The sequence below is a fragment of the Plesiomonas sp. PI-19 genome, assembly GCF_021368255.1.
GTDB classification, from domain to species: domain Bacteria; phylum Pseudomonadota; class Gammaproteobacteria; order Enterobacterales; family CAMTGL01; genus Plesiomonas; species Plesiomonas shigelloides.
In genome coordinates this window covers 114225-131807 of sequence record NZ_JAJNMQ010000002.1, presented here as the reverse complement: position 1 = coordinate 131807, position 17583 = coordinate 114225, and the positions used below count along the sequence as shown (strand labels likewise).

Sequence of the window (17583 nt, the reverse complement as noted above, 5' to 3'; positions counted from 1 at the left end):
CTAACTACACCCAAACGTTATGAAGTAATATTGATGATTATTGCTATTACGTTCACGGCTTTAAATTAGCCTCAACCACCACCGGATAGCCCTGATCCGCGGAACTCGGTGTGAACGTGGCACCAAACGCGTTATTAATTTGATTACCATTGACATACCACCGCAACTCAAAGCGTGCATCACAGGGCTTGCTAGATAATTCTCCAGCGATTTGACACATTGCAGTCATCTCATCGACATTTGCTACGGCTCTAACCGTTTCACTTCCCGTGTATGTACCACCCGTCGTTCCATGAATTGACTCTGTGGCAGTAGAAACATAGTTAATGGATACCTGGATATTATTGGGATCAACAACCTCACCATCTGAGCCGCCTCCTGTCGTATCATCACCGTCTACCGTTGCCAGCGAACTATCGATAGTCAATGTATTACCGGTGATCGCCAGACCATTACGAGCCTGTATCGATAACTCTTTAATTTCGCCCACATCTGCTGTTGTCAACGCCAATACAGGAATGTGACCTGATACGACAATCGTCTGCCCAGCCGTAACATCAGCGGCGGTCTCGCCACGATTCCCCCAAGCATAAGTTGATTTATCCTCTTGGTTACCCCCATTCGCATTAAAGACATAGCTACCACTTAGCTCCTGCCCAACTTCAAGTTTGCCAGCAATACGTAGATTGCTTATCTGCGGACCCACCGCAGGATTGATAACCGTATCGGTTTTACCATTACCATCACTATCAGCCCCGCCACTGGTGTCATCACCTCCCGCAGTGCCCATATTGCTATCCACCGTCAAGGTATTACCGGTAATAGCTAAACCATTACGTGCTTGCACCGACAACTCTTTAATTTCACCAACATCCGCGAGCGTCAGCTGCAGAGGTGGTATTTGACCTGTGGCAGTCACTTCCCCACCTGTAGGTACATTAGCGGCTGTCTCACCGCGGGAACCCCATGCGTAAGTTGATCTATCATCGGGGTGCCCACCATTGGGATCGAATCGATAATTTCCTGTTAAGATCTGGCCTACTTCAAGCTTCCCTGCCATACGCAGATTTCTCACCATAGGCATAGCAGACTCATCAATGCCAGTATCATTTTTGCTATCCGGCTCAACCAATACTGTCACCGAAATTTCCTGTGATTTATAACCACGCCCTTTTTCATCAGTAACAAATAAATACAATGGAAAAACATGAGACATGCTGGACTCATTCGGTTTGATATTTGGCAATATGAGCTGGCTGTTTTTGTTATATATATTCTCAATTCCCGCACTCAACAGCGGATCTGGTGAAATCCACTCATATTTAACAATCTGACCATGCGAGATAGTGACTCGCGGCATCAACAAAACTCTCTGCTCGGGTTTTCCAATGATCGATGAATGCTCAATAGCAACGATGCGATCTTTCTCTTTGTATGCCAACGCAATATCATAATTTCTTTCAACGATATCAGTTCGCATGCCTTGCAGGTTTTTAGTGAGAATCGATGAGTAGCTGCTAGTCATATCTTTGAGTGATGAACCAAACTTCCACTCAAATCCTAAATTAAATACAGTATCACTCGCTGAGCCTTTTATAATACGATGATCTATGCCCACCTTCAGCAAGGGCATCGGCTGCCACTCAATACCTACAGTTCCAGAATATGGGTTCTCTACGCGTTTTTTATCCGTAGCGATACTAATTTCATTACCAAAATACTGCTCGACCTTAGCGGACAAAGATAAATTAGGGTATTGTGGAAGATAGTAACGCGCATTAATATCCAAACCATGCGCCGCTCGCTCTAAATAATTATCAACACTTTTAGACTCTCGCCAATTACTTAGTGGCGCATACATATTTAGCGATAGCTTTGTGTAATCGGCCCACGCTTCTGCACCTATACCAATGCGGCTATGGTGATTATGAATTTCATGATCAAAAAACGCATTGTAGCCTACCATCCATGGACCTAAAAAGTGCCTATGCCCTAGACCAAAATTCAGCACGGCGGTGTTAGCATGCCGATCATAACGTCCTCCTCCCTGTAAAAAAAACAGATTACCATCAGATTCGTTCAACGACGAAAGAATATCGATAGAGAATTTTTGCAGTCCAAAAGAATCATCTAGCATCAATCCCACGTTAACATTACCAAAATCGCTAAAAGCTGAGGTCACATAACTTTTTGTTTCAAACTCAAATGAGCTCTTTAGCTGTCGTTTTACATTATCGATCTCATTATCAACAAAGGCTAAACGTTTCGATGGAATACGTCCCGTAAAATACGCACCTGAGGTTATATTAGAGTCAACATCGTTTATTGTATAACCCGTATAAGCTTCACCCATTCGTTTAGCTTGCTCAGCGAGTAGCATCTCTATATCAATATTTTTATTACTCCCACTAATTTCAAGTTCAGGAATAGATGCTATATCAAATTCAGGCGAAAATTTTTGATTATAAAATCTAGACGATTGACTTGTGAAATTATTATTCGAACTATCTGGTTTATGATCAGGCTGCGCATTAATTTTTTTTGGTTCATCACCCACTACATTATATGCATTTGCAGACCAAAGGCCGTTCTTTGTTTCAGCAGTCACAATAGTGCTGGATGCAATTAATATGCAGTAAATATACAGAGTGAATCTGCCTATCTCATAAAAAGTAGACAATCTAAACACAGACATTAGCGTTCACCAACAGTAGACTTCCCTGCAATGATCATACGCGGATATTCACTTCGACATACCAATAATAAAATAATAAATTTATTATAAAATGCACTTAAATTAACCATATACTACAGATAGTTATATTAGTACGGACCAATATCTAAAACATTGTCTAAGAAACGACTAAGCACGGGTAGTTGATTGAGTTAAAGTTAGTCTCAAGTCTTATACCATTCACACAATAAAAAATTTGTTAGTGACTATACCGATATCAGTGATGCATTCACTGAAGAGCAAAGGATTATCACATTGATTTTAAAGACTAAATTTTACAGTAAAAGATTCACCATCGTTTTACATGACTTTCTTTGGCCTACGTTTTTATAAAAATCAGGTGATTGTAAAAAAAACAATTAATGAGTATTATTACTAATATGTCGACCGATGGCAGTAGCCTATGATGTTAGAGTTAGATATTACTTCAGGTGAGCTGAAATGGCAGTCAAAAAGGATCGCAAGGTTAAACAAAAGTGAAGCGAGCATACTTGCATTTTTACTTAAAAATATAAATTATTTTTCCAGTAAAGATGACTTACTGTGCGAAGGCTGGCCGGGAAAGGTTGTATCACCCAACTCATTAGCTGTTGCCATTAAAAATATAAGACGAGCACTTTCAAATACCACCCCGGATTTTTCAATCGAAACAAATCATGGGCGTGGGTATACATTGCATGGAGATGCAAACACATTCAAAATTTCAAACAATAAAGAAAATATATCCCTCATAGAAAACCGTATTCATCAGACAGGATTCGAGATACAACAAGTTTATTCGGCACCGAACTCGAACGAAGAATTTAAGTCTGCACCAACAACTAATAATGATGTGCTAGCACCTTACAGTAATGAACAAACAGCAAGCATAAAGAACAAGTTGTCATCCACTGTAAAGCACATTGCACTTGCTTTATATGCGGTATTCATAATGTACTTAGCACTTGTGTTCAGACAAAATACAGGCGATCTTTACTGCTATGAAGTAGCAGAAAAAACAACAGCATGTGGCGTATTTTTCTTAAACACCCCTCAAATTGAAAAACTTAAAGCGTTACTACAAGGAAAAGATGGAGTTTATTTTTATGGCCAGAAAAATAATTCATCAGAGTTTAAAGTATATCGCGATAATTAGTTTTATTTATATCAATATCTATGTACTCCTTCCTTTTTTAAATGGTTTTGGGTGTGATTTCAAATCAGAGGCCAAGTATGAAAGCGTTACCTATTTAAGCACATGCAGAATGGGATATATAGAGTCTATTGCATGGAATAAAAATACGGGCGAGAAGAAACTATATCGTGGCGTACTAGCCAAAAAAAATGACGATATATTATTTTTCGTTATTCAATCAAAAGAGTTAAGTAAACCCATCGACAACTTTAATGATGGGTTAAACGCTAGACTCAGCGACACTCCTATCTTTTCAGCAAAACATATACATAAAAAAGATTTTGACCTTGTGTTAGTTAGGAACCCATCATTCTTCATTTACAAAACCAATCTTGTAGGTAAATTAGGATTCTGGTAATTCGTTCTTACAGTAATGATTGTCTATATATAATTATGTTGAACATTTATCTAACACTGGCTACAGTTTTTGATAATCAGCCTCGATTGAAAATAGCTTTAATGTTGAGTTTTGATCTAGTGGCTTTGAAAATAAATATCCCTGAGCCAGGGATATACCGATGCTCTTAAGTACTATAAAATCATCTTTTTTTTCAACACCTTCCGCGACAACATGCATACCAACCATTGATGCATATGTGAGAATGGATGATAAAAAATGCTGCATTAATCTATTATTGCTTATTCTATGAACTATTGTTTTATCCATCTTTATTGCATCAAAAATACCATTCCTTAACATTGAGAAAGACGAATGGCCCGCACCAAAATCATCGAGAAAAACCTTAACACCAATTTTTTTAATTTTATGTAAACCGTCCATAAAGGCATCAATATCAGAAATTGGTACAGCCTCTGTAACCTCAATATTCAAATGAAACTGAGGCACCTTGTGTTTAGATATCACGTTATTTAATAACCCTTCAACTTGTTTGGCGTTTGATATTATTTGAGATGGTGAAATATTCACAGTTACAGGAACCCCTGTATGCATTATTACACTAATCGCCTTCGAGACTATAACCTCAAATATCTCATGCATATAGCCATATTTTTCAGCCCAATTAATGATCTCATCAGTACTCACTATAGGGTGTCGTAGCAAAGCTTCGAATGAAATGATGCTCATATCATCTATGTTATAAATCGGCTGAAACACAGCATAACAGTCATTTATTACTTCACTAATGCTTAATGTTAGATAATGAGCTTCACAATTATGTTCCTTATTGTAATCCATACACACCTCAAACTCAGAAGATATTATTTATAGATCTAGCTATATCGTTATTAATAATATTATGTAAGTGTAAAACCATAAAATACCATTGCGTTATTACGTACAACTTTACGCTAAATAGCCATCCATTCAATAATTAACGCCCAATGCAAAGAAAGGTATCGAATATGCTAAATTTAGTTCATCACGGCTTTTAATAAAATCCAATATGATATTAATTCCATACTCTTCCTTCATCATAAAGCAAACATCCAAATAGGCATTAAACTCTATATAACTCAATGGCGGAGGACCCACTCTAACATATTTAAAAACACCTTTAGTTATAAAAAATTGTTCCTGATAACATCGTTTCCAATCGTAAGCACTAAAGCAAAACTCATAACCATAATCGCTGAGCAGATAAAGATATTTATATAGTGCCTGTTTGTTAGAATAATATGAGATAGGAGTATTGATATCCAAAACCAACGTAACACCATGGCATTGTAGTAAAACTAATTCACTAATCAATTTATCAGCAATGAATGGAATTACCTCAGCCTCCACTTTCAAGAAAAACTTACTTCCAGCCATATCTACATATGGCGATGTTCTAAGAAACTCATACAATAACGAAATATGCGTTTCATTCTTTATCTCTGACATCCATGAACCATTTAGAGCATGTATACTTTCTCCATCAAGCTCTCTCGATTGTAAATACACATCAAATATTTTGTATCCTTGGTCTCTAGGGCAAAGCTCTTTAATGTAAAACATGTCGACCTCAAATATACAATGCGCTTTTTTAGAGTAAATTAGATGCTAAAAAAGCATTAAATAAAACGTCGCTGAAAATATAATTCGCACGATTTTATCTCTACACGCCTAGTTAGCCTCTAATTTAAACCCAGATTTCCTGGGTTCAAAAATATATCCAGCCCCTGATATATTCGTTAAGCAAGAGCAGTCTTCATCTGCTTTTTTGATCATTTTTCGTATATTGGATAGTGCTACTGCCACAGTGTTATCACAGACAATTCTATGCGACCAGACAGCCTCTAAAATATCTTCTTTTGAAATAATCCGCCCAACGTTACAGACCAAGTAATTAAGAACATCGCGATCCTTTTTGCCTAGTCTTGCTCTCATCATATTCCCGTTGGTCATCTTATAGTCAACAACACCTGTCTCTAAATCGAATGAAATTCCTCTATTTTTATTTACCATTTTTTTATACATAAATATCAACTCCTATCAATAACATTCTCCTCGTGTGCCAAGACCTCTATCATCATGCGTTTTCAGTATAAAGTAATGATAGTAAAATAATAAATTCGTAAAATTTTTAACTCTTTTAAAACAATGAGTTAGTTATTAAAAATACGGGTAGGTAGCAATTCATAACTTATTCATAAATAGAATCTATGCATAACAGCTCCATAGTAGGACTAGATGACACATAATCAGTGTGCGTACATCTATTTAACTTATGATGAAACAATTACGCTACTCGAGGGTGCATCAGAAGGCTACAAGTGAGATTCAGTGGGAGTAAGACGATTATCGTTTTAAAAAATGGGTAAAGAGACAACTCGAAAATAACGATGATATTGATAGTAATGGCATCCACGTTAGATGCCAGACAAAGTATTACAACATGAGCATATTCTTAAAATCACACGTTTTCTATACACTATTTTCCAATAAAACAATACCCGATGCCTGGCTCTGTTTTTATGAAAATAGGCTCCTGAGAGTTATCTCCGAGTTTTTTGCGTAAGTTAGCAACTACAATACGTAAATAATGAGTATCATCTATGTGGCTCGGTCCCCAGATATCATTCAGTAGTTGCGTTTGCAATAGCAGTTTTCCCGGATGACTGATCAAAGCTTGTAGTAAGGCAAACTCTTTGCGCGATAAATTAATTTCATTGCCATGTAAGGTCACCTGGTGACTATTAATATCCAAGGTTAACCCACATTCTGGGAAGCTGCATTCGGTATTACTGGCTAAGCCGATTCGCTGGCGTAACAACACTCGGATCCGCGCCATCATTTCGTTAATACCAAAAGGCTTACTCATGTAATCATTTGCCCCAGTATCAAGCAACGAAACTTTATCCAGCTCTGAATCACGTGCAGACAAGACTAAAACAGGGGTTTGATGGTGTTTGCGAATTTCCTGTAGAACTTGGATCCCATCGCCATCCGGCAGACCCAGATCTAAAATGACTAATTCTGGATTAGTGTGGCGAAATTGAGCAATGCCATCCATTACCCCAACACTTTCTGTAACCGTATGCCCCTCAGCAATTAGGCTGATACGCAAAAAGCGGCGAATCGCTTGTTCATCATCAATAATGAGTATATGAGCCATTATTTTTCCGGAGAGTTAAGTCCAACAGGAAGTGAGATTCGCATACAGGTTCCCACTTTATTCACGCCGGGGAAAGCCCAAATTTTGCCGCCATGTGCTTCTATCATAGCGCGGGAAATAGCTAAACCAAGGCCGGTGCCGCGGCTGCCACAATCTCCCACCGGCTGGGTATAAAACAAGTTAAAAATTTTACTTCGATCCGCGTCGGCAATACCGGCGCCCATATCAATAATATCGATAATGATATCTGGTAGCGCGAGTACGACCTTAAATTCAATCGGTGTTCCGGCCGGTGAATAACGGACCGCATTATCAAACACATTAACCAATACCTGCTCGATCAGCGCGCCATGTACATACAGCAATGGAATATTTTGGTCGATGTGAATTAGCAATTTATGTTGGCGCCACGCGGCCTGTAAGCGGTGATAGGCGGCATCCACAAGATCTTCAATCGCCACCCATTCGCGTTTGAGCTGAAAATCCGGTGAGCCAATGCGTGTCATATCCAGTAAATTCTGCACATAGCTGCGCAAGCGCGCGGCCTCTTCTTGAATTGACTGTAATAGCTCGTTTTTTTCTTCAGGCGGAATTTTTTCGTCATACGCTAGCAGCGTACCGCTAGCCCCCATGATGGTCGCCAACGGCGTTTTCAGATCATGCGAAACCGAAGAGAGCAAAGCAGCACGCATGCGGTCCGTTTCGGCCTGCAATTGGCTGTCGGCTAAGCGTTCATCTAAATCGATACGAGCTAGCGCCGCACGCATATCGGATAACAAGGCTTGTAATTGGCGCTCGGCACCGGCGGAAAGAGGGCTTAATAAGCGGATCCCTAATACCAAATGATCGGTCAGCGGATGATACTGCGACTCTGCCGCATTTAAGGTAGCGGTAAACGCCCCAGCACTTTGTTTTTTAGCCAGACACCAATCAATCGCCGCTTTATCGGTTTGCCCCGGGATAGCCAGACTATTGCCGCTGTGCTCCAGATAATCTTGATCCAGCACCACTACTGCGATATGCAATGCTCCAGCAATCGCTTCGCTGCCTAAGCGTACCACTTCTTCACTGCTATTGGCTTTCGATAGCGCTTGGTTAAGGGCTAACAACGCATTCCCTAGATGCTGACTTTCGCGCAAACTGATCAGCTGTTTTCGTTGTCGGGATGCTAAACGACCCGCGGTCATGCCAACAATCAGCAAAACCAACAAAGTAAGGAGATCGCTGTGTCGGCTGACTTTTAATGAGTACAGCGGATCGACAAACAGCAAGTTATGCGCAATAAAACCGAAAATGGACGCTAAGGTCGCGGGCAGTAAACTGGTACTCAGGGCTGTGGTCATTACGCCCAGCACAAAAATCAATGGAATCGAGCTATCTGGCAGCCAACTGGATAAAAGCCATGCCAGCACCGTGGTACTACCCATAATCACAGCGGAAATAGCATAATCGCGCCATTTTCCGGCGGCATTAAGCTTATCTTTGCGCTTAGGATTAGAGACCACATCGGCCGTCTGCGCCACATCCACCAGCGTAATTTCCAGCCCTTGCGTAGCGCGAATCAAATATTGCACTAATGAGGGCCGCCACGGAATTTTATGCGGTTTGCCAAGCAGCAATTGTGACACTTGTTGCTGCTCGGCGGTTAACCGAATCGCATCGGCGACCGACGGGCTGGATAGTGTGAGTACCTTTGCCCCCAACTGCGATGCCAACGCTAACGCCTGCTCTGTTTCAACGCTGGTTTGCCCATTCGTATCCACATGCAAAACCAGCCACGGCAGTTGACGTCGCTGGGCAAAACGATGCCCATAGCGCACCAGCGCCATCCCCTGCTGCGTTCCCAGACAGACCATCAATTTGCCACGCAAAGGTTGCGTCGCTTTACCTGCCGCTTGCCATTGTAACTGCAAATCTCCTTCCACATGGCTGGCCGCGGTTTGCATCGCCAGCTCACGTAATGCCGTGAGGTTATTGAGCGAAAAAAATGACTGTAGCGCCGTTTTGGCCTGATGCGGCACGTATACCTTGCCTTCGCGCAGCCGCTCTAGCAACTCTTTGGGCGGCAAATCTATCAATACCAAACTGTCTGCATCGAGCAAGACTTGATCCGGTAGCGTCTCTTTAACCCGCACGCCGGTCAGTTGCCAAACCAAATCATTTAAACTTTCCAGATGTTGGACGTTGAGTGTGGTATAGACATCAATGCCCGCTGCCAACAACTCTTGCACATCCTGCCAGCGCTTTTCATGGCGGCTACCCGGTGCATTGGAATGGGCCAACTCATCCACCACCGCCAATGCCGGCTTTTGCTCAAGCAATGCATCTAAATCCATCTCTTCGATGCGTTGGTTGCGGTGATACACCGTTTTTCGTGCCTGCATCGGCAACTTGTCTAATAAGGCCAGCGTTTCACGCCGGCCATGTGTTTCGACAACCCCGATAAGAATGGACGTGCCTTCGTTGAATTGCTCGCGCACCGCTTGCAGCATGGCGTAGGTTTTGCCTACGCCCGGTGCCGCCCCCAGAAAAACTTTCAGTTTCCCTTTTTGCTCATTTTCCAAACTGGCGAGTAACGCATCTGCGCGCACATCATCCCGCATGATAATCCTTATCGAGGAGCAAATTCAGCTCCAGCACATTGATGACGGAAGGCCCCAGAATACCTGATTCCTGACGGGATTTAATCATGCTCTGCAGCTGATTCGGTGACATATTCCGCGCTTTGGCTACCCGCTCAATTTGTTCTTGCACCGCGGCTACCGGTAAGTGTGGATCGAGCCCAGAAGCCGAGCGGGTCAGTAAAGTGATATCGCGAAATCCCTGCTGAGCTTGTTGCTGCGCAAATTCTTGGCGCAGCGGTGACGACATGCCTAAATTACTGGCGCTGCCACCTAGCGAGGCGTAGTTGCTGGCGGATGGCCGGCTCACAAAATAGCGCTCACCGCTAAAAGGTTGAGCGAGCAACGCACTGCCAATGAGCCGGCCGTCGGCCGCGTGTAATTGACTGCCGTTGGCTTGCCAAGGGAACAGCATCTGTGCCAATCCAGTCACCAAAAGCGGATAACCCGCGCCCAATAGCAATGTCAGTGTCAATAATGTGCGTATTGCAATCATGGTTATCCCCTTATACCAAGCCCAGCGCGGTGACTAACAAGTCAATCAACTTGATGCCGATAAACGGTACGATTAATCCACCTACGCCATAAATCAGTAAGTTACGGCGCAGTAATACCGCCGCCGAGCCGGAGAGATTAACCCCGCGCAGGGCTAAAGGCACCAACGCCACAATCACCAACGCATTAAAAATGATGGCGGACAAAATGGCGCTTTGTGGACTGTGCAACTGCATCATGTTCAACACGGCCAATTGCGGATAAGCGGCGATAAACAGTGCAGGCAAAATCGCAAAGTATTTGGCCACATCGTTAGCAATCGAGAAGGTGGTCAGTGCTCCGCGCGTTACCAGCAATTGCTTACCGACCTGCACCACATCGAGCAACTTGGTCGGATTGGAGTCCAGATCGATGAGGTTGCCCGCTTCTTTGGCGGCCTGCGTGCCTTCATTCATCGCCAGCCCCACATCGGCCTGCGCCAAGGCTGGCGCATCGTTAGCGCCATCACCACACATGGCAACAAGGCGTCCTCCAGCTTGCTCTTGGCGGATATAAGCCAGTTTTTTCTCTGGGGTTGCTTCCGCGATAAAATCATCCACACCGGCCTCTGCCGCAATCGACGCCGCGGTCAGTGGGTTATCCCCCGTTATCATGACGGTGCGGATCCCCAACTGGCGCAGCATCTGAAAACGCGCTTTGATGCCAGGTTTGATGATGTCTTTAAGACACACCGCCCCTAATAACTGGCGCTCAGTACACACCAGCAGTGGCGTTCCGCCTTGGCGTGCAATTTGATTGACCGCTTGACTCAAAGGCTCCGGCATTTGCTCACGGGTCATGTGCAAGAAACTGAGCACCGCATCCACAGCTCCTTTTCGGTAGAGCTCAGTAGCGCGATCTAAGCCGCTCAGACGCGTTTCGGCGCTAAATGAGATCAGCTGATCGCCCTCTTCGCTTTGCGGGATGGCTACATGCTGTCCCGCCAGCGTCAAGATGGATTTTCCTTCCGGCGTGGTGTCGCCCAATGACGCTAACATCGCAGCAAGGTAAAGTTGCTCCGCTTTGACACCAGGCGCCGCGATAAACGCATCTGCCATACGATTACCGAACGTGATAGTGCCGGTTTTATCGAGCAATAAGGTTCGCACATCGCCAGCCGCCTCAACCGCGCGCCCTGATTTGGCAATCACGTTTAATTTCACCAGCCGATCCATACCGGCAATCCCTATTGCGGAGAGCAAGCCACCAATGGTGGTTGGGATCAAAGTGATAAACAGAGCTATCAGGTACAGGCGTGGCACTTGAGTTTGGTTATAATTTAAAAACCACGGCAACGTGACCACCACTAACAGAAAAATTAGCGTTAAGCCGACCAACAGAGCATTCAGCGCCTGTTCATTAGGGGTTTTCTGCCGTTTGGCGCCCTCTACCAACGCAATCATGCGATCGAGCGTGCTTTCACCCGGATTCGCGGTAACCCGCACCCAAATTTGATCAGATACCACCAAGGTGTTACCCGTCACGCCACTTTTATCGGTACCGGACTCGCGGATCACTGGGGCTGACTCGCCGGTTATGGCCGCCTCATTGACCGATGCAATCCCTTGGATTACCTCGCCATCCGCCGGGATCGTTTCACCGGCGCGTACCAACACTAAATCATCTTTGCGCAATTCAGTTGCCGCAAGCCACTCACCACGTCGAGAGCCTGCCGCTGCCACTTTATAGGCTTGTAGCTGACTCATGCCGGCTTTTAAGCTATCCGCCCGTGCCTTGCCACGCCCTTCGGCCAAGGTTTCCGCAAAGTTGGCAAACCACAAGGTCAGCCACAACCAACCCGTCAACTGCCAAGCCAATTGGCTTTCTACGCCGGAGATCGGTTGTCCGAGCATCGATTCGATGGTTGCCATCAGGGCGGCTAACCAGAGCGTAAACAAAATGGGATTGTTCCACAGGGCTTTCGGGTTAAAACGGCGTAATGCCTCCCACGCGGCCGTCCACATCAACGATGGCGAAGTACGCGCCGCCGATGCCGAATGATTCAATACTACTGGCTTACTCATGATTAAAATGCTCCCAGCATCAGGTGCTCAGCAACCGGCCCTAATGCCAACACCGGTAAAAATGACAACCCGCCAATCAATAAAATCGTCATGATCAGTAAGGTGATAAATAGCGGCCCACTCAGTGGAAAATCGCTATTCCCCGCATCAATTTGCGGTGCGCGCGCCAGCTGACCGGCAATCACCATAACCGGAACGATATAGCCAAAACGCCCCAGTAACATCGCCAGCCCGATAGCAATACACTGCCAGTTATCGGCGGCGCCAAATCCGGCAAAGGCGGAGCCGTTATTGCCAGCGGCCGAGGCGTAGGCATACATCAGACGCGATAAGCCGTGTGGCCCATCATGGCCGATAACGGAGGCCGAGCTAGGCAGTAATAAGGTGATCCCACCGAGCACCAAGACCCCCACCGGCATCACCAACATGCTGGCCACCACCCATTTCATTTCCCGAATACCTAAGCGCTTGCCAAGGTATGAAGGGGTGCGCCCGACCATCAAGCCGCATAAAAAGACGGTGAGCAGAACAAACAGCAACATGCCGTAGATCCCTGCGCCAATCCCGCCAAAAATCACTTCGCCGAGCAGCATGTTGAACATAGCGACCATACCGCCTAACGGGGTAAAGCTGTCATGCATGGCATTCACCGAGCCATTGGAGGCTGCGGTTGTGGCTGTCGCCCAAATAGACGAGAGGATCGGGCCAAAACGGCTCTCTTTGCCTTCCCAGTTGCCCAGTTGCGCGGTTAATCCGTGTAAAGTCGGATCGGCAGCGGTTTCCTGATACAACACCGTCAACAAACCACCCACCAACAACAAGCCCATCGTGATCACCAGCGCACGGCTATGCGCTTTGTTCTTGGTGTAATCGCCCAAAGTGAACACCATGGCTACCGCGACAGACAGCAGCGCAACCATCTCAAACCAATTACTCAGCGCGGTGGGGTTTTCTAGCGGGTGCGCCGAGTTAATGCCAAAAAAGCCCCCACCATTTGACCCAAGCTGTTTAATCGCAATCTGTGAGGCCGCCGGGCCTAACGGAAGAACTTGCTCCTGACCGGTAACCCCAGTAAAAGGTAAGTACGCCGATAAGGTTTGTGGCACGCCTTGCCATACCAGAATGAGCGCCAATATCAGCGCCAGAGGTAGCAGGACATACAAGCAAAAACGCACCAGATCGACCCAGAAATTGCCCAAATGAGTGGTTTGCTGACGCGCAATCCCGCGGAACAGCACCACCGCAACACAAGCGCCAGTCGCTGCCGACACAAAGTTTTGGGTTGTTAATCCCACCATTTGGCTGAAATAAGACAGCGCACTTTCCCCAGAATAAGCCTGCCAGTTGGTATTAGTCATAAAGCTAACGGCAGTATTGAACGCCATTTGCCAACTCATGCCCGGCAGTTGTTCTGGATTAAGCGGTAACACCCCTTGCGCGATCAAAATGATGAACAACAGCGTAAATCCAGCCACATTGAACGCCAGCAAACTGAAGGTATAACTTTTCCAATCTTGCTCACGGCCATCGGTTCCACAAGCCGCCAAAGTTAAACGCTCCAGCATCGCCAACCAGTGCACCTGACCTTCAAATACGCGGTAGATGTAACGGCCTAACCACGGCGCAGGGGCTAAAAGCAGAAGTAAAAATAATGAAGGGAAAACATAAAGTTGCCACATGATCACTTAGCTCCCTTACTCATGCGAGCAAATAAGCGCTCGCACCAGATAGCCGGCCAACGCCAAAGACAGCAACAGATAAAGCTCATTCATAGTGACTCCATTCGAAAAAAATCGGTCACCCAAAGCCTATAAAAATGTGGCGTAAAGCGGCTATAAAGCCTGACGGGCTACGCGTAAAGTTTGCGTAAAATCTTAAGCATGACGGCCTTTTTCATCTGCTGCATACAGCATCCGGCACTGGGCTCACACCCTAAATGGACATAAAACTATCCGTCTTACCCGCAGCCGAATGATTGCGATGGCTCCTCGTTCGCCTGTACATTCAGCGCCAATATCCAAGCTATACCGCATCGTGGCCTCTCAAGAAGCGATTTTGTCAGAGGTAATTGTACTGGCCGCATTTTTAGCACCGATTGTCGACATGGGCGGCAATACCGGCAGCCAATCTGCAACACTGGTGATCCGCGCGATAGCGCTGGGCGATCTGACCCTACGCTGGCGTGATGTGTGGTTTGTCATTAAGCGCGAGTTGCCCCTCGCCGCCGCTCTCGGGGTTACCATCGCGATATTGGAAGTGGTGTTAGCGCATTTCAGCAAAGGAGTTGGGCTGGATGTATTGCTGATCGTCGGCTTAAGCATGTTGACCTGTACTGTACTCGGCGGCGTGATTGGCGCACTGCTGCCCTTTGTCGCACGGCGCATGGGCACCGATCCGGCCACCTTATCTTCACCGATGATCACCTCGGTGATGGATTTGGTTGGCGTCTTTATTTATTTTGGGTTCGCTTACTTGTTCCTCGGTGAGTTACTGGTATAACCGCCGCGCTTAGCAAGTGCCTCGGAGCGAGAGCTGTCCTACCCTCCGGCGTCTTTTAATGACGCCGGTTTTACTGAAAATGTGAAAACGTTACCAAGCGCAGAAAAATCAGTAAATACAGAGAGTAAAAGTCGATCTCTTTGGAAGAACGCCCGGCTTAAATTGCACTTTTCGCACAATGCATGTTTAATGCCTTGGTTAACAATTCTCGGACCAAAAGGTTTCTCATGGCAACAATCAAAGATGTCGCAAAGGAAGCTGGCGTTTCAGTTGCAACGGTTTCCCGTGTGATTAATAAATCGCCAAAAGCCAGTCAGGCGTCTATTGATGCGGTGACTGAAGCAATGAGCAAACTGGGATATCGTCCGAACGCGGCGGCGCGCGCCTTGGTTAACCAAAGCACCAATACGATGGGGGTGCTGGTAGGCGATGTCTCCGATCCATTTTTTGGCTCGCTGGTGAAAGCCGTGGATAAAGTGGCGCGTGAAAATGGTAAGCATATCCTGATTGGCAATGGCTACCACAGCCCGCAAGATGAACGGCAAGCCTTAGAGCTTTTGATAAACAACCGCTGTGAAGCGATTGTCCTGCATTCAAAAGGCTTGTCAGATCAAGAGCTGATTAGCTACGCCAACGAAGTCAAAGGCTTGGTACTCATTAACCGCCATATCCCCGAACTGGCTGACCGCTGTATCGCCTTGGATAACCATAAAGGCGCCTATTTAGCCACCGAATATCTGATTCGACACGGCCATAAAAAAATTGCCTGTATTGCTTCATCGCACAAAATTGAAGATGCCAATGAGCGCTTACAAGGCTACTTAGCCGCTCTTAATGACAACCAGATCACCTTGCCGAAAAGTTATATTGCCTTTGGTGAGCCCAATAGCGAAGGCGGTGAAGCGGCCATGACTGATTTGCTCACGCAAGGCATCGATATTACTGCGGTGGTCACCTACAACGACTATATGGCCGCTGGCGTGTTAACGGCGCTAGACCAAAATGATATTGAGGTGCCGGGTAAAATCTCACTGATTGGCTTTGATGATGGGTTAATCGCGCGTTTTGTGACGCCAAGCCTGACCACCATCCGTTACCCGATTGAAATGATGGCCGAACGCGCCGCACGTTTAGCGCTGGCACTGTCACGCGATGAAGCGGTGGAAGATGAAACGATTATCTTTAGCCCAACGCTGGTACGGCGAAATTCGGCCATCAATTTATAATCGCCACATCACTCGACTCTCCTCTAGGAGCCGCACCACATACAGTTACAATGGCCAAAAGCAATAAGCTCTCACACCGATGGTGCGAGAGCTTATAAACCCAGCGTCAACATAATAAATCGCTGAGTCAGCCACCATTAATCACCACTAGACAACCACAAACTGATAGCCCGTATTAAACACGTACTTTTGTCGCGGGTGGAGAATGCAGTCAGATTGCGTCCATTCTTCATGGTTGGGTGAGTCAGGATAGAACTGGGTTTCCAAGGCAAGCCCTGCATAGTCTTGGTAAGCGCCACCGCTGCGATCTGGCGTTCCGGCCAACCAGTTGCCGGTATACAGCTGCATGGCGGGCTTGTCGGTTGTCACCAACATCCGCACTTTTTGGTCGGCAGACACCACCTCGGCTACCGGCTCAGACAGCTTGCGGCCACTGGCGAACAGATAACAATGATCAAATCCCTTCACCGCGATTTGCTGTGGTTCACTTAACAGCCGCTCACCGATTTGGGCTTGCTCGCGTAAATCTAACGCGCTGCCGGCGACCGCTTGCAGATGACCGAGCGGGATCCCCTCGGCATTAATGGGCAGATACTGCTCAGCCGCAATCTTGATGAAATGCGAACGGCAATCCGGCACCGGTTGCTCTCCCTGCAAATTAAAATAAGCATGGTTGGTCAGATTAACCGGCGTTGCCCGATCGGTCGTAGCGCGGTAATGGATGGTCACCTGATTATCGTTAGTCAGCGTGTATGTCACATGCACCGTCAGATTGCCGGGAAACCCCTGATCGCCATCCGGTGACAGCAAAGAGAAGGTTACGGACTGCTCACTTTTCACCGCAATGTGCCAACGGCGCTTATCAAAGCCCTGCAGGCCACCGTGCAAGCAATGTCCAGCTTGGTTAGTAGAAACTTGGAATGTCTTGCCTTGTAAGGTAAACCGGCCATGGGCAATGCGATTGGCGTAGCGCCCGATGGTGGCGCCCATGTAGCACTGCTGGCGCATAAAATCAGCCATAGTGCTCACACCAAGCAGCACCTCGCGACGCTCTTCTTGGCCAACCGGCACCTGACAGCTTAGCCACGTCGCGCCGATATCCATGAAAGTAACACGCATGCCGCGCGCATTGTTGAGCTCCACCAGCTTGGCTAACCGGCCATCATAAGCCGGTTGCTGTGTCATGGTGATTGAAAGAGGCTGAGTCATAA

The 17583-nt window shown here is 46.1% G+C and carries 14 protein-coding genes; 4 read left to right on the top strand and 10 right to left on the bottom strand.

Annotated features, from left to right (window positions below):
* Nucleotides 1-52: 52 nt before the first annotated feature.
* Nucleotides 53-2608, bottom strand: coding sequence for an inverse autotransporter beta domain-containing protein (locus tag LQ901_RS15530; protein ID WP_178088297.1), 2556 nt, complete (start codon nt 2606-2608; stop codon nt 53-55).
* A gap of 529 nt (nt 2609-3137) precedes the next feature.
* On the opposite strand from LQ901_RS15530, the gene LQ901_RS15525 reads away from it, so the two are divergent.
* Nucleotides 3138-3869 (top strand): winged helix-turn-helix domain-containing protein, encoded by a 732-nt coding sequence (locus tag LQ901_RS15525; RefSeq protein ID WP_152135351.1) that lies wholly within the window; start codon nt 3138-3140, stop codon nt 3867-3869.
* On the top strand, nt 3820-4266 hold the full coding sequence (locus tag LQ901_RS15520; protein WP_152107271.1) for a hypothetical protein: 447 nt from the start codon (nt 3820-3822) through the stop codon (nt 4264-4266). The genes LQ901_RS15525 and LQ901_RS15520 overlap by 50 nt, the downstream gene beginning before the upstream one ends.
* Nucleotides 4267-4326: 60 nt before the next feature.
* Here LQ901_RS15520 and LQ901_RS15515 read toward each other — a convergent pair whose 3' ends face one another.
* From LQ901_RS15515 to kdpA, 8 genes are all read right to left on the bottom strand, one after another.
* Complete coding sequence (locus LQ901_RS15515; protein WP_152135350.1) at nt 4327-5106, bottom strand: EAL domain-containing protein; 780 nt, start codon at nt 5104-5106, stop codon at nt 4327-4329.
* Between the two features lie 129 nt (nt 5107-5235).
* Nucleotides 5236-5868, bottom strand: a complete 633-nt coding sequence (locus LQ901_RS15510; protein ID WP_152136586.1) for a hypothetical protein — start codon at nt 5866-5868, stop codon at nt 5236-5238.
* Nucleotides 5869-5976: 108 nt separating this feature from the next.
* Nucleotides 5977-6330, bottom strand: coding sequence for a helix-turn-helix domain-containing protein (locus LQ901_RS15505; protein WP_178088296.1), 354 nt, complete (start codon nt 6328-6330; stop codon nt 5977-5979).
* 454 nt (nt 6331-6784) lie between these two features.
* A complete protein-coding gene (locus LQ901_RS15500) occupies nt 6785-7468 on the bottom strand; it encodes a response regulator (RefSeq protein ID WP_152135348.1) in 684 nt (227 codons plus the stop codon).
* Complete coding sequence (locus LQ901_RS15495) at nt 7468-10071, bottom strand: sensor histidine kinase KdpD (protein WP_152135347.1); 2604 nt, start codon at nt 10069-10071, stop codon at nt 7468-7470. The genes LQ901_RS15500 and LQ901_RS15495 overlap by 1 nt, the downstream gene beginning before the upstream one ends.
* The gene (locus LQ901_RS15490) at nt 10061-10585 is read right to left on the bottom strand and encodes a potassium-transporting ATPase subunit C (protein ID WP_152118181.1); all 525 of its coding nucleotides are present in this window, start codon (nt 10583-10585) and stop codon (nt 10061-10063) included. Before LQ901_RS15490 ends, LQ901_RS15495 begins: the two co-directional genes overlap by 11 nt.
* A 10-nt stretch (nt 10586-10595) precedes the next feature.
* Nucleotides 10596-12647 carry a potassium-transporting ATPase subunit KdpB gene (gene kdpB / locus LQ901_RS15485; protein WP_152136587.1) on the bottom strand — a complete coding sequence of 684 codons (2052 nt, stop codon included), beginning with the start codon at nt 12645-12647 and terminating at the stop codon, nt 10596-10598.
* Between the two features lie 2 nt (nt 12648-12649).
* A complete protein-coding gene (kdpA, locus tag LQ901_RS15480) occupies nt 12650-14326 on the bottom strand; it encodes a potassium-transporting ATPase subunit KdpA (RefSeq protein WP_233672417.1) in 1677 nt (558 codons plus the stop codon).
* 376 nt (nt 14327-14702) lie between these two features.
* On the opposite strand from kdpA, the gene LQ901_RS15475 reads away from it, so the two are divergent.
* Nucleotides 14703-15146, top strand: a complete 444-nt coding sequence (locus LQ901_RS15475; RefSeq protein ID WP_218572272.1) for a magnesium transporter — start codon at nt 14703-14705, stop codon at nt 15144-15146.
* A 227-nt stretch (nt 15147-15373) separates the two neighbouring features.
* Nucleotides 15374-16372 (top strand): substrate-binding domain-containing protein, encoded by a 999-nt coding sequence (locus tag LQ901_RS15470; protein WP_047707179.1) that lies wholly within the window; start codon nt 15374-15376, stop codon nt 16370-16372.
* Nucleotides 16373-16519: 147 nt separating this feature from the next.
* Here LQ901_RS15470 and galM read toward each other — a convergent pair whose 3' ends face one another.
* The gene (galM, locus tag LQ901_RS15465) at nt 16520-17581 is read right to left on the bottom strand and encodes a galactose-1-epimerase (protein WP_233672416.1); all 1062 of its coding nucleotides are present in this window, start codon (nt 17579-17581) and stop codon (nt 16520-16522) included.
* Nucleotides 17582-17583 lie beyond the last annotated feature (2 nt).